The following is a 22,109-nucleotide window of genomic DNA, read 5'->3' on the forward strand; positions in this document are numbered from 1 at the left end:
TCAAAAGGCGTAGGCCGCTAGGCCTTCTGGGGCACAGCCAGATCGTGCCCCGGCCCGTACAATGGAAGCAGAAACAGGAGTCGCGTCATGGGTAGCGTCAAGTTGCAGGACCGTTTTGGCCGTTCGATCGATTATGTGCGGCTGTCCGTCACCGACCGCTGTGACTTGCGCTGCGCGTATTGCATGCCCAAGGGCTTTCGCGGTTTCGAGGAGCCGAAGGACTGGCTGACGTTCGGCGAGATCGAGCGCTTGCTGGGCATTTTCGTGCGCCTCGGCACGCGCCGCGTGCGCCTGACGGGCGGCGAGCCCCTGTTGCGGCGCAATCTGCCCGAGCTGGCGCAAAAGCTGTCCGCGCTGCCCGGTCTGGACGACCTGTCGCTGTCGACCAACGCCACCCAGCTGGGCAAGCATGCCGTGGCCCTGCGCGCGGCCGGCGTGGACCGCATCAACGTGAGCCTCGATTCGCTGGACCGCGCCTGCATGCAGCAGATCACGGGGCGCGACAGCCTGCGGCCCATACTCGATGGGCTGATGGCGGGCAAGGCGGCCGGTTTCGACCCGATCAAGATCAATATGGTGGCCATGCGCGGCATCAATGACGGCCAGATCGAAGCCATGGCGGCCTTCTGTATCGAGCAGCAGTTCATCCTGCGCCTGATCGAAGCCATGCCGATGGGCAGCACGGGCCGCAATGCCGGCTACATGCCGCTCGGTCCCGTGCGCGAACGCCTGGCGGCCCGCTTCGGCCTGGTGCCGCAGGCGATGGAACTGGGCGGCGGGCCGGCGCGCTACCTGGCGACCCCCGATGGACGCGCGAGCATCGGTTTTATTACGCCCATGTCGCAGCATTTCTGCGCCACCTGCAACCGCGTGCGCCTGTCCGTCGACGGTACCCTGTATCTGTGCCTGGGCCAGGAAGAACAATTCGCGTTTGGCCCCATGCTGCGCGGCGGGGCCACGGATGCGGAGCTGGAAGCGGCGATCCGCGCCGCCATCGAACTCAAGCCGCGGCAGCATGATTTCAATACGCAGCCGGACAAGATTATCCGGTTCATGGCACAGACGGGCGGCTGAGTGGAGGTGTCACTGCTGGGGTCAGACCCGCCGGGTCTGACCCCGGATCTTTGCCTGTGGGTGGAGTGATGTCGCTGACTTGACTGCATAGGGGCCACAAACAGGCATTTATTAGGGGTAGTATGAAATTCAAGGCGATGTTTTCCTCGTGGCAGAAGCTGTCGACCAAGATCGTCGGCGCGCTGCTGCTCATGCTGGTGCTGGCCTTGAGCGCCATCGGCTGCACGCTGTTCCTGTCATGGCAGCTGGAAGGCAGTTCGGCCGCCATCAACGAGACGGGCCGGCTGCGCATGCAGACCTACCGCCTGACCCTGCTGATCGCCAGCGAGGCCCGTGAACAGGCGCAGCAGCAAGCGCTGCTGATCGACGAAACGCTGGCCAAGATCGCCCACGGCGATCCGCAGCGGCCATTGTTCCTGCCGCCCAGCGCCGCCATCAAGTCCGAGTTCGCGCGCATCGGCCAGGCCTGGCGCGCTTCCCTGCGCCCGGCCGCGCTGGCCGCCGATTCCAGCGTCAAGGCACGCCAGTTCGGGCATGACGCCGACGTCTTCGCCGGCCAGGTCGACCAGCTGGTGCGCCTGATCGAGCACGATAGCGAGCAGCGCACCTTCTGGCTGCGCGCCTCGCAGCTGGTGCTGCTGGCCATGGCCATCCTTGGCACGGTCAGCATGATTTACCTGATGTTCATGCTCATCATCGAGCCTGTCACCCGGCTGCGCCTGGGCATGCAGCGCATGAAGGAGCGCGATTTCAGCGTGCGCCTGGCCGTCGAGAGCAATGACGAATTCGGCCAGCTGGCCAGTGGCTTCAACCAGATGGCCGATCGCCTGCAGGCGCTGTACGGCAACCTGGAAGAGGGCGTGCGCAGCAAGACGGCCACCCTGGAGTACCGCAACCGCGAACTGGCGCTGCTGTACGAAAGCGCCGCCTTTTTGCAGCGCCCGCAGCCTCTGGCAGCTATCTGCGACGGCTTCATGCAGCGCATCGTCGAGCATTTCGAAGCCGATGGCTCCACCGTGCGCGTGCTCGACGCCGAGCGGGGCAACCTGCACATGGTGGTGCATACGGGCCTGTCCGAGGAACTGGTGGCGTCCGAACACTGCCTGAAGGTGGGCGACTGCCTGTGCGGCACGGCCGTCGAAATGAAGGTGGCGAAGGTGCACGACATGCGCCGCATCGACAGGGCGCACGAACTGCGCTGCCACCGCGAAGGCTTTGCCACCGTCTCCGTGTTCCAGATCCACGCGCACGAACAGCACCTGGGCTTCTTCAACCTGCATTTCCGTTTGGCCCGCGTGTTTTCCGCGCGCGAGCTGGCCTTGCTGGAAACCCTGGGCCAGCTGCTGGGCATCGCGCTGGAAAACCTGCGCCTGGCCGCGCGCGAACGCGAAATGGCCGTCTCCGAAGAGCGCAACCTGGTGGCGCAGGGCCTGCACGACAGCATCGCGCAAAGCCTCAATTTCCTCAACCTGCAGGTGCAGATGCTCGACGACTCCGTGCGCCATGCGCGTTTCGACGAAGTGGCGAGCATCGTCCCGGCCCTGCACGCGGGCGTGAAGGAAAGCTACGAGGACGTGCGCGAACTGCTGGCGAATTTCCGCAGCCGTCTGATGGAAGACGATTTGATCGGCTCCCTGCGCGCGGCGCTGGACAAATTCCGCCGCCAGACTGGCATCGCCGCCGACCTGCTGGCCGACGTCGACGGGGCGCCATTCCCCCGCGAACAGCAATTACAGCTATTATTCATCGTGCAGGAAGCGCTATCGAACATCCGCAAGCACGCGCAGGCCAGCCACGTCGAGGTGCGCCTGGCCGATGACCAGGATTTTAGTCTGACGATCAGCGACAATGGCGTGGGTTTCGACGCCGGCGCCGTGCTGGAGAAGGGCGACAGCCATGTCGGCATCCACATCATGCGCGAGCGCGCGCAGCGCATCGCCGCCACGTTCGACGTGCATGCCTGCCCTGGCGGCGGCACCACCATCGAACTGCACCTGTCGCGCGAACAGCGGCGCGCCGCCTAGCAACCACCTGAAAGTAAAAACATGGACACTCCCGACAAACCCATCACCGTCATGCTGGTGGACGACCATGCGCTGTTCCGCAGCGGCATACGCTCGCTGCTGCAGCGGCAACCCGAGTTTTGCGTGGTGGGCGAGGCGGCCGACGGCGTGGAAGGCATCAAGCGCGCCATCCAGCTGCAGCCCGACGTGGTGCTGCTGGACCTGAACATGGCCGGCATGTCGGGCGTGGAAGCGCTGCAGCTGATGCAGCACGACTGCCCCGATACGGCCATCGTCATGCTGACCGTATCGGAAGACGCCGACGACCTGGCCACGGCCCTGCGCGCGGGCGCCTGCGGCTACCTGATCAAGAATATCGACGCCGACTACCTGGTGCGCGCCATCCGCCGCGCGGCCGCCGGCGAAGTGGTCATCGCCGAAGCCATGACGGGCAAGCTGGTGGCGCAGCTGCAGGCGGGCACGCGGCGCGAGGAACCCGTCTCGGAACTCGACAAGCTCACGCCGCGCGAAAAGGAAATCATCGATTGCCTGTCGCGCGGCGAGAGCAACAAGGGCATCGCGCGCACCCTGGACCTGGCCGAAAGCACGGTCAAGATCCACGTGCAGAACGTGCTGAAAAAACTCAACCTGAACAGCCGCGTGCAGGCCGCCGTGTATGCGGTGGAGCACCGCCAGGGCAAGTAGCCCGCGTTGGGGTCTGACCCGCCGGGTCAGACCCCATGGTGACTTGTCGCTATCTCTCTAGTCCTTTTTGCCGATGGCAGTTCCTGTGCTTTTAAAGTAGTATATTGAATATATCTTTAAAGGCGAGTCCATCATGGCCCTTACCCCCATCAGTGAAGCTACCCCTCCCGGCATGACAAAAGGCGCGGCGCCCTGGCAGAGCGGCCACCCCGTCTGGCAGCTGGGTTACCGCCCGTTCTACCTGCTGGCGGCCGTGTTTGCCGCCATCGCCATCCCCCTGTGGCTGGCCAGTTACCTGGGCTGGCTGCCGGGCGGCGCGCGGCTGGGGCTGGGCTGGCACATGCACGAAATGGTGTTCGGCTTCGCCGTGGCCGTCGTCGTGGGATTTTTATACACGGCGGGGCGCAACTGGACGGGTCTGCCCACGCCGCATGGCGCGCCGCTGATGGCGCTGGCGGGACTGTGGCTGGCCGGGCGCGTCGCCATGGCGTGCTTTCCCGGCGCGGCGGCGGCGCTGGTGGACTGGCTGTTCCTGCCGCTGGCCACGTATCCGCTGTACCGCGTGCTGCGCCGTTCCGGCAATACGCGCAACCTGTTCCTTGTCGGCCTGCTGGCATTGCTGGCGCTGGCCAACGGCCTGTACCACGCGGGCGCGCAGGGGGCGTTGGCCTTGCCGCCGATGCTGCCCGTGCAGGCGGCCATCTTCATCATCGTGCTGATCGAGTCCGTGATCGGCGCGCGCGTCATTCCCATGTTCACGCGCAACGGGGCGCCCGGCAGTGCGCCGGCGGCCAGTCCGAAACGGGCGCTGGCCGCCGTGGCCTGCATGGCGGCCGCCGCGATCGCGTGGCTGGCGGGCGCGCCAGGCGCGCTGACGGCGCCGCTGGCTTTCTGCGCCGCCGGCGTCTCGCTGGCCAATCTGCTGGCCTGGCAGCCGCAGCGCACCTTGCGCGTGCCGCTGCTGTGGATCTTGCACCTGTCGTACGCGTGGATAGGCATCGGCTTTGCGCTGCTGGGACTGGCCAGTCTCGGCCTGCTGCCGGCCAGCGCCGCCTTGCACGCACTGACGGTGGGCTCGATGGCGGGCCTGATCATCGGCATGATGACGCGCACCACCCTGGGCCACACGGGCCGCCCCCTCAAGGCGGGCAGGGCGGAGGCGGGCATGTACTGGCTGATCCAGCTGGGCGCGCTGGCGCGCCTGCTGGCCGCGGCGGGACCCGCGTCGCTGTATGTGCCGGCGCTGCTGGCGGCGGGTCTGTGCTGGTCGCTGGCGTTTGCCGGGTTTGTGCTGGCGTACGCACCGTATCTGTGGCGCGCCAGGGTGGATGGGCGCGAAGGCTAGGCGGCGCTCAGAACGGGCGCCAGGCCAGCAGTTTGCGGATTTCCGGCGTCCAGTAGGACAGCGATTCGCCCACGACGAACAGCAGCACGCCCAGCATGAGGAGCTTCAGCAGCAGATCACGGCACCAGATCATCATGTCCTCCAAGTTTTCAATTTGATAAGTTTACCATCGGCCGGCGCATGCATGGCGACTTTCTCGCATGGTGGGGCATCATGCCGCCATGTCCACGTCGTGGAATTGGCCCTGGATGGCCAGCAACTGCGGCATCAGTTCGATGAATAATTGCGCCAGCCAGGGATCGAAATGGCTGCCGGCGCCCGCTTTCAGGTGGGCGATGATCGTTTCGATGGGCCAGCTGGGCTTGTAGGGGCGGCTCATGCTGAGCGCGTCGAAGACGTCGGCCAGGGCGACGATGCGCGCCGACTGGGGAATGGCGTCGCCGCGCAGGCCGTCCGGGTAGCCGCTGCCATCCCATTTTTCGTGGTGGCGCAGCGACACTTCGGCCGCCAGCTGGAACACGGGCGCGTCGCTGCGCGACAGGATGTCGTAGCCGATCTTCGGATGCGTGCGCATGATGGCCCATTCGGCTTCGTCGAGCGGCCCCGGCTTGCGCAGGATGGCCTGCGGGATGCCCAGCTTGCCCGTATCGTGCATCGCGGCCGCCAGCTTGAGCTGGGCGCAGCGTTCGGCATCCCAGCCGGCGGCGCGGGCCAGGGCGGCCGCATAGGCGGCCATGCGCCAGATGTGCGCGCCCGTGTCCGTGTCGTTGTAGTGGCCCGCGTGTCCCAGCATCTGGATGGCGTCGCGGTAGCTGCGTTCGAGCGCCGTGGCGCGCACCAGTGACAGATGCGCCGCCACGCGGGCGCGCACGATGGGCGCCGAGACGGGCTTGACGATGTAGTCGACGGCGCCTGCCTCGAAGCCGGCCGACTCCTGCTGCATGCCGCCATACGCCGTGATGAAAATCACCTGCAGCGCCTGCGTGGGGTCGATCTGGCGCAACTGCGGGCACAGCGCATAGCCGTCGATGTCCGGCAAGCCCACGTCGAGCAGCACCAGCGCCGGCCGGTGCTTGAGCACGGCCGCCAGCGCGTCCCTGCCATTGCAGGCGAAGACCAGGTGATAGCTGTCGGCCAGGATGGAGCGCAGCAGGCTCAGGTTGGTCGGTTCGTCGTCGACGACCAGCACGGTCGGCAGGCTCATCCCGGCACCCCCGGCGTCAGTTGCTCGGCCAGCTGGCGCGTGGCCCGTTTCGCGCCGCGGAAATCAAAGTCGGCCAGGTGGCTGCGCAACGCCCCCAGGCAGCTCGACGGCAGGACCTGTTCCAATTCCTGCAGCAGCGCCTCGGCGGGCGCCGGCTCGTCGCGGTCGAGCGCTTCGAGCAGGCGCGCCAGCAGCACGGAGGCCGGCGCGCTGGCGCGCATGGCCGGCGCGCCGGGCGGCGGCGCTTGTGCCGTGAACGTCGTGGCGGCCTCGATGGCATCGGCCAGCGCCTGTTCCAGCGCATCGAGCGCGGCCGCCGCATCGCTGCCGGCGTGCAGCAATTGTTCCGCGTGCTGGGCCGCGTGCAAGGTGGCCGGCAGCGCCAGGCTGCCCGCCACGCCCGCCAGTTTGTGCGCCAGGGCGGCGGCATCGGCGCGGGCATTCGCCGCCAGCATGGCGCGCATGCTGCCGACGGCGTGGCGATACGTGACGCCAAAACGCGACAGGTGCTGGCGGTAGGGGGCTTCGTCGAGCCACTGCGCCAGGCCCTGCGCCAGGTCGATCACCGGGTCCGTGCCGTCCGGCGCGGCCGGCAGCGTCGCCGTGGCCACGCCCGGCGGCAGGGGCGGCAAGCCCTGCGCGTGGCGGCGATGCGCGCGCGCGATCAGGGCGATGGTCTGCGGCACGTCAAAGGGCTTGCTGATGAAATGGTTCATGCCCGCTTCCATCGCCGCTGCCTGCTGCGTCTGGAAGGCGCCGGCCGTCAGCGCCACCACCGGCAGGTCGTGGAACTGCGGCAGCTGGCGCAGCGCGCGCGTCGCCTGCAAGCCATCCATGACGGGCATCTGCACATCCATCAGCACGATGTCGACGTCGGCGGGATGGCCCAGCAGCCAGTCCAGCGCCTGCCTGCCATCGCAGGCAAACGCGGGCAGGGCGCCCTGGTCGCGCAGGATATGGTTGATCACGTCGCGGTTGATTTCACTGTCGTCGACCACCAGCACGCGCACGCCGGCGAGCACGCGTTCGGCCGGCGCCTCATGGCGCGCATCGAGTCCGGCCGCGTCGGCGCGGCGCTGCCGCGCATCCATCGCCGCGTTGTACAGGCTGGAGGCCGTCACCGGCTCGTTGAGCACGGCGTCGGCCGGATTGGCCGGATCGGTATGCCGCCGCGCCGGCATGGCGGCCGGCGCGCCGCTGGCCGCCAGGATGACGACGGGGCAATCCTGCACCGGCAGGCGTTCGCGCAGCGCGCGCGCCGTGGCCAGTCCATCGATGTCGGGCAGGTGCGCGGCCAGCAGGGCGACGCCGGGCCGCGCCCCCTCGGCGCACGACATGGCGTACTCGAGCGCGGCCTGGCCGCCGTCCACGGCATGCACGCTCCAGCCCAGGCTCCGGGCGACGGCGGCCACCGTCTCGCGCGTGGCGCGGTTGTCGTCGGCCAGCAGGACGTGCAAGCCCTGCATGTCGGGCGAGGACTGGGCGTCGGCCGGCAGCAGCTGCAGCGGCACCGTGAAACTGAATTCGCTGCCCTGGCCCAGGGCGCTTGTCAGGCGCAGGGTGCCGCCCATCAGGCGCACCAGCTGGCGGCAGATGGTCAGTCCCAGGCCCGTGCCGCCGAAGCGGCGCGTGGTGGAGCTGTCGGCCTGGGCGAAGGCGGAGAAGATCGTCTCCTGCACGTCGGGCGCGATGCCGATGCCCGTGTCGCGCACGCAGAAGCGCAGCACGGCGGCGTCGCCGTCGCGGCTTTCCAGCACCGTTGTCAGCTCGACCTTGCCCTGCGCCGTGAACTTGATGGCATTGCTGGTCAGGTTCACCAGCACCTGCTCCAGCCGCAGCGCATCGCCCAGCACCTGGTCTATGTCGTCGGGCAGGGGGCCGATGCGCACGGTGATGGGCTTGTCATTCACGGCGACGCCCATGCTGGCGGCGGTCTTGTCGATCACCTCGGCCAGGCGGAACGGCGCCTGTTCGATCGACATGTGGCCGGCCTCGATCTTGGAGACATCCAGCACGTCGTTGACGATGCCCAGCAGCGACTGGCCGGCGGCGCGGATCTTGCGCGTCATCTGCAGGCCTTCCGCATCGAGGCGGCCCCTTTCCAGCAGCCACGCCATGCCGAGGATGGCATTGAGCGGCGAGCGGATTTCATGGCTCATGTTGGCGAGGAATTCCGCCTTGCTGCGGTTGGCCGCCTCGGCCGCGTCGCGGGCCAGCAGCATGGCTTCCTCGGCCTGCTTTTGCGCCGAGATATCCTGGGCAAAGATCAGCGTGGCCGGTCCATCCTTGAGCATCACGCGGGCCGTCGTCTTGAAGACGGGCACGGGGCGTCCCTGCTTGTCCAGGCCGACGGCCTCGAACATCTGCTCGCTGGCCGAATCGGCTTCGATCAGCGCTTCGTTGGCAGTCAGCGCCGCCTGCGATTGCGCCGTGAGCATGGCGCGCCACGGCATGCCGCTCAAGTCATCCTCCAGGGCATAGCCGTGCAGATGCCGGTAGCGCGGGTTGGAATAGACGAAGCGGCCATGGCGCAGGATGGCGATGGCCAGCGGCGCGTCTTCGATCAGGGTGCGAAAGCGCGTCTCGCTGTCCGTCACGGCCTGCAAGGCCTGGCGCGCGCTTTCCTGCTGCGCGCGCCACTTGGCCAGGTACAGGCGGCGCCGCTGGCTCCAGTACAGCAGCGCGCTGCCGGCCGTGGCCAGGATGGCAAAGAAGATGGCGTAGCCCGCCGCCTGGCGCTGCAGCGGCGCGGCGATGGCCGCTTCCTCGCGGCTCAGGCCGATGATCAGCGCGCGGTCCATGTGCAATGCCGGCGGCGCGATCGTGGCCATGGCCATCATGCGCGGCGGGCTGGCGGCGACGCCGGGTACCCGCACGGCGTCCAGCACGGCCGACGGATGGCCGCTGTCGCGGAAGCGCCGCAGGAAGCTGCCGGGCACGTCCAGGTTGCTGCCGTCGACGGCGCCCTTGGCCGGATAATTGAGAAATTGCCGGCCGTCGCCGTGCAGTACCACGGCCCATACGTCGGCCGCATACATGGCGGTGCGGAATTTGCCCGTGAAGTATTCGGGATCGAAAGTGGCCACCACCAGGCCCGCGAAGCGGCCTTGCCGGTCCGGCACCATGCGCGCGGCCGTCATCACGAGGTCGTTCTTGAACGAGCGGAAGGGCGGCGAGAGGTACAGCATGTGCGCGTCGGGCGCGTCGCGCACCGTCTGGAAGTAGCCGCGGCGCGAAAAGTCCTGTCCGGCCAGCTCCTCGATATTGCTGGCGACGGGCTTGCCGCTGGCATCGATGACCAGGATGGTGCGCACGCCGGGCATGGCATCGACCAGCGCCGCCAGGCGCCGGGGCAGGGCCTGGCTGGCGCCCGCTTCCACCGCGCCGCCGAGAAAGTCGCGGATCACGCCCTCGAGCACCAGGTTGGTGGCGGCCAGGTCGACTTCGATATTCTTGGCCAGCAGCGCCGTCATGGCGCCCAGCCGCTCGCGTTCCGCCGTTTCGTTGCGCGTGGCCTCGGCGAGATGCAGGTAAGCCAGGGTGGCGCCGATGATCAGCAGTGCGAGGAGGAAAAAAAGCCACTCAATCAGTCGTCTGTGCACCGCGTTGCCACCTGGAAGTCGGATCATGTGACGATGCTATACCGGTTATGGAAGAAGAACAACTTTTGCAAATCACTACTCAGTTGATAGTGTGGTCAATTTGTCGTAGCGGCCGGCGGCGTGCGCCGCGTCGGCGAGCGGCAGGTACAGGCTGAACACGGCGCCCTGTCCCGGCGCCGATGCCACGGCGATGCGCCCGCCCATCAGGATCGCCAGGTGGCGGGCGATGGCCAGGCCCAGTCCCAGGCCGCCATGTGCGCGGCTGGGCGCGTCATCGGCCTGCGAGAACTTGTCGAAGATGGCGGCCTGCTGCGCGTGCGCGATGCCGATGCCCGTATCGCACACGTCGATGCGCAGCATGCCGGCCTGGCGCGCGAGGCGCACGTCGATGCGTCCGGCGGCCGTGAAGTGCAGCGCGTTGTCGAGCAGGATGCCTAGCAGGCGCACCAGGCGCGGCCGGTCGCACGCGATCTGCGGCGGCGTGTCCGTGCAGGCGCTCCACGCCAGGGCGACCCCCTTGTCGGCCGCGCGCTGGCGGAACGGCGCCAGCGCCTGGGTCAGCACGCCGGACAGCGGTTCCGGCACGCACCTGAGCTGCAGCTGGCCGCCCTCGAGGGCGCTCAGTTCCATGCTCGCCTCGACCATGGCCAGCAGCTGGCGGCCGCTGGCGCGGATGGCCTGCGCATGGCCGGCCAGGCCGCCCTGCAACTGCTCCAGCAGCAGTTCGGAAAAGCCGAGGATGCCGTTGAGCGGCGTGCGCAGCTCATGCGACATGTTCGACAGGAAGCGCGACTTGGCGTCGCTGGCGGCGATGGCGCGGGCGCGGCTGTCGATCAGGCGCCCGATCAGCAGGGCCAGCGCCGCCCACGACAGCACGATCAGCGCGCTGGTGACGGCCGTCATCAGCAGCGCCTGGTCGCGGCGCGAGGCGTAGTCGGCCAGCACCGTGTCGCGGTCCAGGCCGATCAGCATGTAGAGCGGGTAGTGCGCCAGTTTTTCAAAGGCGTAGTAGCGCAAGGCGCCGTCGATGGGGCTGCGCTGCAGGAAGCTGCCGCGCGTCTGGCCGTGCATCTGGGCGAACAGCGCGCTGTCGCCCACATCCTGGCCGATGGTGTTGGCGCTGCCGACGCGGCGCGCGCGCATCACGCCATCGGTGCCGATGAGGGCGATGGAACTGTTCTTGCCCAGGTCGACCTCGTCATACAGGCGCGTGAAGTAGTACGGGTCCATCGACGCCACCACCACGCCCTTGAAGCTGCCGTCGGGGTGGTTGATGCGCCGCGTCAGCTGGATCGACCATTTCTTCGACACGCGGCCCAGCACGGGCCTGCTGATGTACAGGTCGCCGCTGTCGCCGCGCACGTGCACCTGGAAGTGCTCGCGGTCGGCCAGGTTGGTGGGCTTGAACGGGCGGCTCGCCAGTACCGTGTCGCCCCGCTCGTTGACGATGGTAAACAAGTTGTACAGGGGGCCGGGATTGAGGCCCTGCTGCAGGTCGCTTGCGATGTCGAGCTTGTCGCCGAGCGCATTGTAGCGCCCGCGCAGGTAGGTGACGGCCTGGTCCGCTCCTTCGATGGTGCGTATCGCGTGCTCGTCGAAGACCCGTGCCATGCTGCGCGCATCGCGCTGGCCATCGGCGATGGCCTGGTCGTAGGCGTGGTCCAGCTGCAGCAGGGTCACGCCCCACAGCCCGGCCAGCAGCAGGGCCATGAACATGGACAGCAGGACGCGCGTATCGAGGCGTTCCCAAGGCAGGGCTTGCCATTGCAAGGGGTGTTTCTTGTCGTGCCGCATATCGCCTCCCACGGTAGGTCTGCCTCGCCCCCGCCGCGCTTGCGGACGAGGACAGGAGCTGCGCTGCTTCTCCGTGGTCAATTATATCGAATATGCGTGATTTTATCGATTAATTTAAATTATTTGTGGTAAGTGTTGTAATTGGTTGCGCGCCTGCCGTGCAGGATGCAGGTGCCTGGCGCGCCAGCCAGCGTTCCACCAGGTCGCGCAGCTGGGTCGCCGTGAAGGGCTTGGAGAGAAAATCATCCATGCCGGCGGCCACGCAGCGCTGCCGGTCGTCGTCGGTGACGCCGGCCGTCAGGGCGATGACGGGCGTGCGCGGGGCGCCGCTGCGCAGTTCCCGCGCGCGCAGTGCCTGGCAAGCCTGGTAGCCGTCCATGACGGGCATCATGCAATCCATCAGCACGAGATCGTAGCGCTGTGCCGCCAGGGCCAGCAAGCCCAGCTCGCCGTTTTCCGCCGTCTCGATGGCATAGCCGCGGCCGCCAAGCTGCAGGCAGACCAGCTGGCGGTTCATGGCCGTGTCCTCGACCAGCAGGATGCGGGGCGCCGGCGCCGCGTCAGGCGCGGGCTCGGGTGCTGGTGCTGGTGCAGGTGCGGGTGCGGGCGCGGCGAGCGGCGTGGCAGGCGGCGCATCGGCGGGCGGCGCGCCGGCGGCGGGCGTGCACGGGATGCGCACGCTGAAGCGCGAGCCGGCGCCGGGCGTGCTGTCGCAGCCGATGTCGCCGCCCAGCAGCTCGGCCAGGTGCTTGCAGATGGCCAGGCCCAGGCCCGTGCCGCCATACGCGCCGCTGATGCTGGCGTCGGCCTGGCAATACGGCTGGAACACGCGGCCCAGCTGCTCGGGCGTCATGCCGATGCCGTGGTCGCTGACGCTGAACAGCAGGGCGAAGCCGCTGCCGTCCCGCCCGGGGCTGTCCCGCCCGGGCGCCAGACGCAGGGCCAGCGTCACCGGTCCCGCCGCCGTGAACTTGATGGCGTTGCTGACCAGGTTGCCCAGGATCTGCGCGATGCGCGTGCGGTCCGAGCACACCAGCGGCGGCACGCCGGGATCGACCTGGGCCACCAGCGGCAGGCCTTTGCGCTCCGCTTGCGCGCGGTGCAGCGCCAGCAGGTCGTCGAGCAGCCGGCGCGGGTCGAAGTCGCGCAGTTCGATGCCCATCTGGCCCGCCTCCGCCTTGGACAGGTCGAGGATGTCGTTCAATATATGCATGAGGTCGTGCACGCCATTGCTGACGTTGCCCGCGTACTGGCGCTGCGTCGCGTCGAGCGGGGTTTCCAGCAGCAGTTCCGCCATGCCGGCGATGCCGGCCATCGGCGTGCGGATTTCATGGCTCATGATGGCCAGGAAGCGCGACTTGGCGGCATTCGCCGCCTCCGCCCGCGCCTGCAGCGCCAGCGCCTTGGCCGTGTCGCGTTCGCGGCGCCGCAGCAGGGCCATGATCAGCGCCACGGCCAGGCCCGCCACCAGCAGGCTCACCAGCGCCGCGCCGCCCATGGTGCGCAGCATGCGGCGCCAGCCGGCAAGGTAGACCTCGTCCGTGACGGTCACGTTGATGGCCAGCGGGTAGTCGCGCACCAGGCGGATGCCGGCCAGGCGGTCCACCGTGCGCCCCTGCTCGGCTGCGCGCGGCAGCGCCACCTGGATGACGCCATGCGTCCGGCCCTGTTCCAGCAGGCGGTAGGTGCTGCCCGTCAGGTTGCGCTGGCCCATCATGGCAGGGGCGGCGGGCCAGCGCGCCAGCAGCGTGTAGTCGCTGCGGTACAGGGAAAAGGCGGTGTTGGCGCCGATGCTCGTGTGCTGGAAGAATTGGCTGAAGAAGTCGCACGACAGGCCGACCAGGACCACGCCGAGGAAGCGGCCGTCCGGCCCGTTGATGCGCCGGCTGATATAGAAGGTCCAGGCGCCATTGCCCTTGTTTTGCACGGGGGCGCTGACATGCATGCCGCCGTCCGGGTGGCGCCGGTGGTAATCGAAATAATCGCGTTCGTCGAGGCGGATGGGCGGTGCCGGGTAGGCGCGGCTGAAGGCCAGCACGCTGCCATCGCCGCCGACGATGGACACCACGTCCACTTGCGGCACGCCGCCGATCTTGTGCCGCAGCGTCTGCTGCATGGCCTGGTTGCCGGCGAGCCTGGCCAGCGCGGCAGCGTCGGCCGGCGCCGCCGTCTGGATCTCGGCGCTGACGCTGTCGAGCACCAGCCGGGCCGCCGTCATGCTTTGCGCCGTGTTTTCGGCCAGCAGCAGCGACAGGTTGGACAGGTCCTGTTTCCAGTCGTCCACGGCCTCGCGGTGCAGCAGCACGCCGGCGACGATGATGCGCAATGCCAGCAGGCACAGCAGGGCCAGGCCGACCACGGCCGCCGTGGTGCGTGGCGGATAGCGGTGTACCAGGCGCAGGATGGCCCGGCGCGCGTTCATGCCTGCGCGCCCGTGTATTCAAGCATGCTGCGGCGGACCTCGCGCTCCACTTCGCCGAGCAGGAGCGCCGTCTCGTCGAGCCAGCCGGGCGGCGCCACGCCCTGGTGGCGCACCAGTTGCTCCAGTGCCGCCAGGCGCGCCGTCAGCGCGCTGGCGCCCAGCAGGGCGACGGTGCCGCGCAAGGTGTGGCAACTGTGCACGATGGCCTGCGCCGCGCCGCTGCGCACCGCCTGCTCCACGCGCGCCTGCATGGCCGGGGCCGTGTCCAGGTAGGTTTGCGACAGGGCGCGGAACATCTCCAGGTCATGGCCGGTGGCCTGGAACAGCACGGCCGGATCGATGTGGCGAAACGCTTGCATGAAGGGCTCCGGGGCGAGGGGGCGTGGCGCGCTAGGCGGCCAGGCTGTTGCGCCGCGCATGGCCGGCGCAGCAGGCGCGCAGGTAGCCGCGCAGTTCGTCGTAATTGACCGGCTTGGCAAAGAACACGACGCCGGGCGGCACGCCGCCCCGTTCTTCCAGTTCCTCCGATGTCAGGCTCGACAGCATGGCGATGTGCATGTCGGCCAGCAGCGGGTCGGCGAGGATGGTGCGTATCACTTCATAGCCGTCGATGCCTTCCATGACGATGTCGGCCAGCAGGATGTCGGGCTGGTCGCGGGCGATCTCCATCAGCGCCTGGTAGCCGTTCTCGCAGAAGCGCAGGTCCGCCTGCAAGCCCCACGAGCCGATCTGCTTTTCGTACAGCGCGCGTTCGATGGGATTGTCCTCGATGACCAGAATGGACGGCGGGCGGCCCGATGGCGCGGGGCGGGCGGGCCGCGCCGTGCGCTGCTCCTGGCCATGCTGGCCGGGGTTGCCCTTGTATGCCTCCACGGCCGCGAGGGGAATGCGCCGGTGGCCGCCCTTGGTCTTCCAGGCTTCGATCACGCCGGCCTCGACCAGTTGCTGCACGGATGTCACCGAGATGCCGAGGATTTCGGCGGCCTTCTGTGTAGTGCAGACGTCTGCTGTATGCATGATGGGCTTTATGGTGGGAGATAAGGTAAGGGAATGATACGCACTCGCGTAAAAAAAATCAATTTCAACAAATTAGATGAATTCACTAAAGACCAGGCCCGTCACGGGCAGCGGCCTTGCGCGCACGCGGCACGGCGAGGCATGGCCCTCCGGTGCCAGGATGTCGCGCCATTCGCTCCAGTCGGCATGGCTGTGGCGCAGCAGTGTTTCCATGTGGTCCGCATCGATGCCCAGCACCCGCGCGGCGGCCAGGGCCGGTCCGCGCGCTCCCGCGCCGCTGACCAGTATCAAGTCGGCAAAGGCGCTGGCCAGTTTCAGCAGCCAGGCCAGCGCCAGCATGCCGCCTGCCTGGCCCCAGCCAGGAGGCGCGGCATGGCAGCGCACGGCGCTGCACAGCGGTTCCGGCAGGCCCCAGCCCTGCATGAGGCTGGCGGACAGGGCCAGCCGGTGGTAGCCGAAGTGCCGCGATTCCTCGTACAGCAGCCGCGACGCGGCGCCGCCGTGGCGCCCCAGCAGCTGCCCATACGCGCGCGGACGCAGCGTGGCCAGGGCCAGCTGGCCGGTATTGGCGAGCAGGCCGCAGGTGAACAGTTCGTCGGCTGGCGCCAGCTGCAGCGCGTCGCCTGCCAGGCGGGCCGCGCACGCCATGGCCAGGGCGTGGCACCAGAAGCGCGGCTCGTCGAACTGCGCGCAGCGGGTCGAGGCGGCAACCGGCGCGGCGAGCGCCTGGATCAGGGCGGGCCGGCCCAGCGCCGCCAGCAGCGCGGGGCTCACGGCGGCATGCATGCGCCCGCCGGACGGCACGGCGCCGTTCGCCAGGCCGATCAGCATGCCGGCCAGGGATGGATCGCAGCGTATCTGTTCGGCCAGCTCGTCGAATGACACCTGCTGCTGGCACAAGCTGGTCAGCCGCTGGCGCCGCCAGGCGGGCGAGGGCAGGATGGCGCCGCCGCGCAGGGCCGCCAGGTTGATCAGTGCGCTCATGGCCGGCTCCCGATGCCGCTGCAGTCGTCCGCCTGCGCCGCGCCCGTCTGCAGCGCCGTGACGGCCTGGGACAGCGCGTCGAGCGCCATCAGCAGGTCGGCGTGCAGGCGGCGCAGCGCGCCGATGTCGTTGGCAAAGCCCGCGTGCACGGCCTGGCGCGCCAGCGCCTGCAAGGGCATCAGGCCCATGGCATGGCTGCCGTCGAGGATTTCCTGCGCCAGCACGCGTGCCGGGGCGGCGCGCTCGCAGCGCAGCGCATGGCCGATGCCGGCCAGCCGGTCGCGCGTTTCGGACACAAACAGGGTCAGGATCTCGCCCTGCAGGCGCCGGTCGTGGCCGAACATGGCATCCAGGCGTGCTTGCTCGAACGGCAGCCGATCCCGCGCGTGCGCCGCCGGCTGTGGCGCACGCGCGGGATCGGCTGCCGCCTTGCCGGCCGGGGCGGGCGTGCGCGCCTGCAGCAACTGCTCCAGGCCGGCATGCAGGTCGGCCGGCGCGCGGCGCGCCTGGCGCCAGCGGATGCGGCGCCACAGCAGGGCGGCCAGCAGCAATGCCAGGCCCGTCATGGCCAGTGCCGGGCGCATCAGCGAGATATCCTCGCAGCGGATGAAGGGATAAACGGTCAGAAAGGCGTTCATGGCGGTGCTCCAGTGCGGTCTGTGCCGGTGCTCGTGCATCAGTCGTGTGATCGGTGCTTCAGAAGACTTCCCAGTCGCCGCCATCGTCGGCGGCCGTGCTCCTGGCCGGCGCCGCGCGGCGCGTGGCGACCAGCTTGAGCGGCGCCTTGCGCGCGGCGGCCGCCTGCGCCGCCGGCGCGTGCACCGCCCGGGGCGCTGCTGCCGGCGCCGCCCCGGCCTGGCCCGGTGCCAGCGTGAAGGCGCTCACCACGGCATCGAGCTTGCCCGCCTGCTCCTGCAGCGATTGCGATGCCGCCGCCGCTTCCTCCACCAGGGCGGCATTTTGCTGCGTGACTTCATCCATCTGCGTGATGGCGCGGTTGATTTCCTCGATGCCCGTGCTTTGCTCCACGCTGGCGGCCGAGATTTCGCTGACGATGTCGGTAACGCTGCGCACCGTGTCGACCACCTCCGTCATGGCCGCGCCGGCTTGCCGCACCAGCTTGCCGCCCTGGCCCACCTGCGCCACGGAGTCGCTGATCAGTGCCTTGATTTCCTTGGCGGCCGTGGCGGAACGGTGGGCCAGGTTGCGCACCTCGGTGGCGACGACGGCAAAGCCGCGTCCCTGCTCGCCGGCGCGCGCCGCTTCCACGGCCGCATTCAGGGCCAGGATATTCGTCTGGAAGGCGATGCCATCGATGACGCCGATGATGTCGGCGATCTTGCTGGATGAACTGTCGATCGCTTCCATGGTGCGTATCACATCGTCCATCACCTCGCCGCCGTGCGCCGCCTTGTCCGAGGCGCTGACGGCCATCTGCTGGGCCTGGCGGGCATTGTCGGCGTTTTGCCGCACGGTGGCCGTCAGTTCTTCCATGGCCGAGGCGGTCTCCTCCAGCGAGCCGGCCTGCTGTTCCGTGCGCGCCGACAGGTCCAGGTTGCCCGCCGCGATCTCGCCCGATGCCGTGTTGATGCTTTCCGTGCCGGAACGTACTTCGGCCACGATGCGCACCAGGCTGTCGCTCATCTCGGCCATGGCCGTCATCAGCTGTCCCACTTCATCCTGCGAGGTGGCGCTGATTTGCGCGCTGAGGTCGCCGCTGGCGATGGTGCGGGCCACGCCGATGGCGCTGGCCAGCGAGGCGGCGATGCGCCGCGCCAGCAGCAGGCCCATGCCTGCCACCAGGACCGTCACGGCCAGGGCCAGGCCGCTGGAAATCCAGCGTGCATTGCTGATGGCGGCGGCGCCGTCGGCTGCACCCTTGCTGGCCAGGCTCTCGTTGTAGCGGTGGTGGGCGGCCAGCGCATCGACCAGCTCCTTGATGACGGGCTGGTTCTGCATCAGCAGGTCGCGTGCCGCGTCGAGTTCGCCCGCCTTCGACAGGGCCAGTACCTTGTCGCGCACGCCATCGTAGCGCAGCAGCACGGCGCGGTCCTTGGCCAGCAGAGCCTTGTCCTGCTCGTCGGACAGATTTTCCTTCTCATATTTGTCGAGCGCCTGGCCGACGGCCGCGCGCGCCTCCCGGATGCCCGCTTCCAGCGTCGCGCGCCGGGCGGCATCCTTGCTGGCCATGTGCTGCCAGACGGCGGTACGCATTTGCGCAAAGGGCACGAAGGCCTGGTTCAGGGTCAGCAGGCTGGGCACCGTGTTGACCGTGGCATAGTTGGCGGCCGTGTAGACGCGGTCCATCTCGTAGATGTTGAATCCTGCCAGGGCGGCCAGTCCCAGGACGACGGAGAGGATCAATGCGTACAGGCGTTTGGCGATGGTCATGATGGGCGCTCCACTGCAAAGGTTGAAAATCGGGAAAATTGCGGTTCCAGGGTTCATGATTGCCATTTTACGATAAAAAATTGGTTTATTCGAGAAATTTGTTATTTATTTGATTTATTTTATGTTTTTCATCAAAATCGCTTTGCGGAAGAGCCCGGCTGGCGCGGCGGCGGACGGGCGGCGGGCATGGGGATGTGGCGAAAAGCAACACCGGGCAACTATTCGTTCTCGCGTGTGCCACGCTTTGCCAATTAGTGAAAAAATGGAATTGCCTTGATCGCCATCAAATCCGGTGCGCAGGCGCGCGCCGCCGACTGACTCTTGTAAAGGAGCATCATGACTGCCTCTGCCCGGCCTGGACCCTTGTTAGTATTCACCGCAGTCATCTTTATCTTGCTGGGCCTGGCGCTTGCCGGTGGCGGCGCCTGGCTCGTCAGCCTTGGCGGCTCCTGGTATTACGTCGTGGCGGGCATCGGCATGCTCGTTGCCGGCGCGCTCGTGTGGAAAGGGCGGCGCAGCGCCCAGCCTGTCCTGGCCTTGCTGCTGTTCGCCACCCTCATCTGGTCCGTCATCGAAGTGAAATTCGACTGGTGGCAATTGCTGCCGCGCCTCGATATCTGGTTTGCCGCCGCCGTCTGGCTGCTGCTGCCCTTCGTCGACCGGCGCCTCGATCCGCCATTGACCGCGGGCGCAAAGCCGCGCGACGCCGGCAAGAGCGCCTTGCTGGCCGCCGTGGTGGCGACGGCGGCCGTGGGCGTATTCTCGCTGTTCCAGGATTACTACACCCTGCATGGCGAGGTGCCCGCCGAAAACATGGCGGCCACGCCGCAAGGCGACTACGCGCCCGGCGTGGCGCCCAACGACTGGGCCGCGTATGGCCGCTCGGGCTATGGCGACCGCTACGCGCCGGCCGCGCAGATCACGCCCGCCAACGCCGGACAGCTGAAGCAGGCATGGGTGTACAACACGGGCGACTTCAAGGGGCCGAACGACCCGGGCGAGATCGCCAACGAAGTCACGCCCCTGAAAGTCAACGGCATGCTGTACCTGTGCACGCCGCATAACATCGTCATCGCGCTGGACCCGGACACGGGCAAGGAGCTGTGGCGCCACGATCCGAAGATCAACCGCGACGCGTCGAGCTACCAGCACATGATCTGCCGCGGCGTGGCCTACTGGGACGTGAACGCGGGCCGCGCCAAGGATAACCCGGCGCCCGAAGCGGCCGGCATGGAGTGCCCGCGCCGCATCTTCGCCCCCACCATGGACGCCACCCTGATCGCCGTGAATGCGGATACGGGCGAAGCCTGCAAGAGCTTTGGCGAAAATGGCGTGATCGGCCTGTACCACGGCATGGGCATGAAGAAGCGGGGCTTTTTGATGCCCACCTCGCCGCCGGCCGTGGCGCAGAACGTGGTGGTGATGGCCGCCAGCGTCACTGACAACTTTTCGACCGAGGAGCCGTCGGGCGTGATCCGCGGCTACGATCCCGTCACCGGCAAGCTGATGTGGAACTGGGATGCGTCGAACCCGGACGATACGGCGCCGATCGCCGATGGCAAGACGTATACCAACAATTCGCCCAATTCCTGGGGCGTCTCCAGCATCGATGAAAAGCTGGGCATGGTGTATGTGCCGATGGGCAACGAGACGCCCGATACGTGGGGCGGCAACCGCAACCCGAACGGCGAAAAGTACAACAGCGCCATCGTCGCGCTGGACCTGGCGACGGGCAAGGTGCGCTGGGTCTACCAGACCGTGCACCATGACATCTGGGACATGGACATCGGCGGCCAGCCCACCCTGGTCGACATCGACACGCCGAAAGGCAAGGTGCCGTCCGTGGTGGCCACGACCAAGCGGGGCGATATCTACGTGATCGACCGGCGCGACGGCAGCCTGGTGGTGCCGGCGCCGGAAAAACCCGTGCCGACGGCCAACGCCGCGCCTGGCGACAAGCTGTCGCCCACGCAGCCGTTCTCGGCCCTGACCTTCCTGCCCGAGAAAAACATCAGCGAAACGGACATGTGGGGTACCACGCCGTTCGACCAGCTGGCCTGCCGCATCATCTTCCGCCAGCACCGCTACGAAGGACCGTTCACGCCGCAGACGGTGGCCGAAGGCAAGATCAAGGGCGCCATCATCTCGCCGGGGCCGCTCGGCATCTTCGAATGGGGCGGCGCGGCCGTCGATCCGGGCCGCCAGCTGCTGCTGGTGAACCCCGACTACATGGGTTTCCTGGAACGCCTGGTGCCGCGCGCGCAAGCCAATGCGCCGGGCGGCACGGGCACGGAAATGGGCTTGCAGCCGCAGACGGGCGTACCGTTCGCCGTGGAAATCAAGCCCTTCCTGTCGCCGCTGGGCTTCCCATGCCAGGCGCCGCCGTGGGGCTATATCGCCGCCGTTGACTTGCGCACCATGAAAAAAGTGTGGATGCACAAGAACGGCACCACGCGCGACAGCGCCCCCGTGCCCATCGCCTTGCCGCTGGGCGTGCCTAGCCTGGGCGGCATCAGCACCACGGGCGGCGGCGTCGCTTTCCTCAGCAGCACGCTCGACTACTATATCCGCGGCTACGACGTGCGCAACGGCAAGACCGTGTGGAAAGCCCGCCTGCCGGCCGGCGGCCAGGCCACGCCGATGAGCTATGTCTCCGACAAGACGGGCAAGCAATATGTGGTGGTGATGGCCGGCGGCCATGGCTCGCTGGGCACGAAGATGGGCGACAGCCTGGTGGCGTTTGCCTTGCCGGACGAAGCGGTGAAGGAGGCGGGGAAAGGGAAGTAAGCAAGTCCGGTGCGGCACTGTCAATTGACGGTGCCGCATATTGTATTGGCGAGCGTTTCTGGGATTAATTGACGCTGCAAATTTTTATGTTTGCATGTTGCTTGTGGGAATGCCATTTGTTAGACTGCAATTCGGCATTTCATTTTAAATAATATGTGAATGATTTCAATGACAAAGATACGACTTTCCGCAATAACAGTAATTCTCCTTTCCTTGATCGCCTGTTCTCCCAAAGCACCTGATGCCAATACGCAGGCTGCGGCAAATAGCAGCCCTGTTGCCGCTGTTGCGGAAGTCAAGCCGGTAAGTCCATGGTATTACTTCACCAACGAAGATAAAATGAGCGGCGATATGGTCTACTTTGCCAATGTGCATAGTAGTAATACTGTCGATTTTGCTTTTCCGTACAACGGTGTGCAGACTGCCAGCCTGACACTGACGAGTGATAGCCGGCCTAAGAAGAATGTGATGTTTTCGATCGAGAAGGGCCAGATATTGTGCCAATCCTATCAGGAGTGCCTGGTACAGGTGAGATTCGACGACAGTCCGCCGGGTTATTACAAGGCCGTTGGCTCATCTGATCAAAGCACGACAACGATCCATTTTCGCGATGGAGATAAATTTTTCAAGGAATTGCAAAAAGCAAAAAGACTGCGCATTGCAGCGGAAATGTATCAGGAAGGATCGCCTGTATTTGAATTTGATGTAGGCACATTCGATCTTCAAAAATTCTTGCCCAAGAAATAAATTCAAATAAAGTTGTTTTCTGGTGAAAGGCGTT

16 protein-coding genes are annotated in these 22,109 nt (G+C 67.2%); 6 read left to right on the top strand and 10 right to left on the bottom strand.

The annotated features are described in order from the left end of the window. The first annotated feature begins 87 nt into the window (after positions 1-87). The 4 genes from moaA to BM193_RS15620 all read left to right on the top strand — a co-directional run bounded on the left by moaA (position 88) and on the right by BM193_RS15620 (position 5,127). A complete protein-coding gene (gene moaA, locus BM193_RS15605) occupies positions 88-1,074 on the top strand; it encodes a GTP 3',8-cyclase MoaA (RefSeq protein WP_092797387.1) in 987 nt (328 codons plus the stop codon). A 122-nt stretch (positions 1,075-1,196) separates the two neighbouring features. Beyond that, a complete protein-coding gene (locus BM193_RS15610) occupies positions 1,197-3,098 on the top strand; it encodes a type IV pili methyl-accepting chemotaxis transducer N-terminal domain-containing protein (protein WP_092797388.1) in 1,902 nt (633 codons plus the stop codon). Positions 3,099-3,119: 21 nt separating this feature from the next. Then, a complete protein-coding gene (locus BM193_RS15615; protein ID WP_092797389.1) occupies positions 3,120-3,782 on the top strand; it encodes a response regulator in 663 nt (220 codons plus the stop codon). A 133-nt stretch (positions 3,783-3,915) separates the two neighbouring features. Further along, complete coding sequence (locus tag BM193_RS15620; protein ID WP_092797390.1) at positions 3,916-5,127, top strand: NnrS family protein; 1,212 nt, start codon at positions 3,916-3,918, stop codon at positions 5,125-5,127. 7 nt (positions 5,128-5,134) lie between these two features. Here BM193_RS15620 and BM193_RS29285 read toward each other — a convergent pair whose 3' ends face one another. The 10 genes from BM193_RS29285 to BM193_RS15665 all read right to left on the bottom strand — a co-directional run bounded on the left by BM193_RS29285 (position 5,135) and on the right by BM193_RS15665 (position 18,541). Further along, a complete protein-coding gene (locus BM193_RS29285) occupies positions 5,135-5,263 on the bottom strand; it encodes a hypothetical protein (protein WP_302847645.1) in 129 nt (42 codons plus the stop codon). Positions 5,264-5,338: 75 nt separating this feature from the next. Then, entirely contained in the window at positions 5,339-6,331 is a 993-nt protein-coding gene (locus BM193_RS15625) for a response regulator (protein ID WP_092797391.1), read from the bottom strand. After that, positions 6,328-9,933, bottom strand: a complete 3,606-nt coding sequence (locus BM193_RS15630; protein ID WP_175533304.1) for a response regulator — start codon at positions 9,931-9,933, stop codon at positions 6,328-6,330. Before BM193_RS15630 ends, BM193_RS15625 begins: the two co-directional genes overlap by 4 nt. A gap of 75 nt (positions 9,934-10,008) precedes the next feature. Beyond that, positions 10,009-11,727, bottom strand: coding sequence for a sensor histidine kinase (locus BM193_RS15635; protein WP_254786249.1), 1,719 nt, complete (start codon positions 11,725-11,727; stop codon positions 10,009-10,011). A gap of 109 nt (positions 11,728-11,836) precedes the next feature. Continuing rightward, positions 11,837-14,149, bottom strand: a complete 2,313-nt coding sequence (locus tag BM193_RS15640) for a hybrid sensor histidine kinase/response regulator (RefSeq protein ID WP_092797393.1) — start codon at positions 14,147-14,149, stop codon at positions 11,837-11,839. Beyond that, positions 14,146-14,508, bottom strand: a complete 363-nt coding sequence (locus BM193_RS15645; RefSeq protein ID WP_175533305.1) for an Hpt domain-containing protein — start codon at positions 14,506-14,508, stop codon at positions 14,146-14,148. Before BM193_RS15645 ends, BM193_RS15640 begins: the two co-directional genes overlap by 4 nt. A gap of 31 nt (positions 14,509-14,539) precedes the next feature. Next, the gene (locus BM193_RS15650; RefSeq protein WP_092797395.1) at positions 14,540-15,166 is read right to left on the bottom strand and encodes a response regulator; all 627 of its coding nucleotides are present in this window, start codon (positions 15,164-15,166) and stop codon (positions 14,540-14,542) included. A 72-nt stretch (positions 15,167-15,238) separates the two neighbouring features. Next, positions 15,239-16,150, bottom strand: coding sequence for an HDOD domain-containing protein (locus BM193_RS15655; protein ID WP_092797396.1), 912 nt, complete (start codon positions 16,148-16,150; stop codon positions 15,239-15,241). Further along, on the bottom strand, positions 16,147-16,788 hold the full coding sequence (locus BM193_RS15660; protein ID WP_092797397.1) for a hypothetical protein: 642 nt from the start codon (positions 16,786-16,788) through the stop codon (positions 16,147-16,149). The genes BM193_RS15655 and BM193_RS15660 overlap by 4 nt, the downstream gene beginning before the upstream one ends. Before the next feature lie 58 nt (positions 16,789-16,846). Continuing rightward, positions 16,847-18,541, bottom strand: a complete 1,695-nt coding sequence (locus tag BM193_RS15665; RefSeq protein WP_092797398.1) for a methyl-accepting chemotaxis protein — start codon at positions 18,539-18,541, stop codon at positions 16,847-16,849. Positions 18,542-18,904: 363 nt separating this feature from the next. Between BM193_RS15665 and BM193_RS15670 the strand changes: the two genes are divergently transcribed. Together BM193_RS15670 and BM193_RS15675 are read left to right on the top strand one after the other, a co-directional pair. Continuing rightward, positions 18,905-21,328 (top strand): membrane-bound PQQ-dependent dehydrogenase, glucose/quinate/shikimate family, encoded by a 2,424-nt coding sequence (locus tag BM193_RS15670; RefSeq protein ID WP_368087080.1) that lies wholly within the window; start codon positions 18,905-18,907, stop codon positions 21,326-21,328. 168 nt (positions 21,329-21,496) lie between these two features. Continuing rightward, positions 21,497-22,075 carry a hypothetical protein gene (locus tag BM193_RS15675; RefSeq protein ID WP_139176093.1) on the top strand — a complete coding sequence of 193 codons (579 nt, stop codon included), beginning with the start codon at positions 21,497-21,499 and terminating at the stop codon, positions 22,073-22,075. The last annotated feature ends 34 nt before the right edge of the window (positions 22,076-22,109 follow it).

The organism is Janthinobacterium sp. 344 (assembly GCF_900112025.1).
Taxonomy (GTDB): domain Bacteria; phylum Pseudomonadota; class Gammaproteobacteria; order Burkholderiales; family Burkholderiaceae_D; genus Janthinobacterium.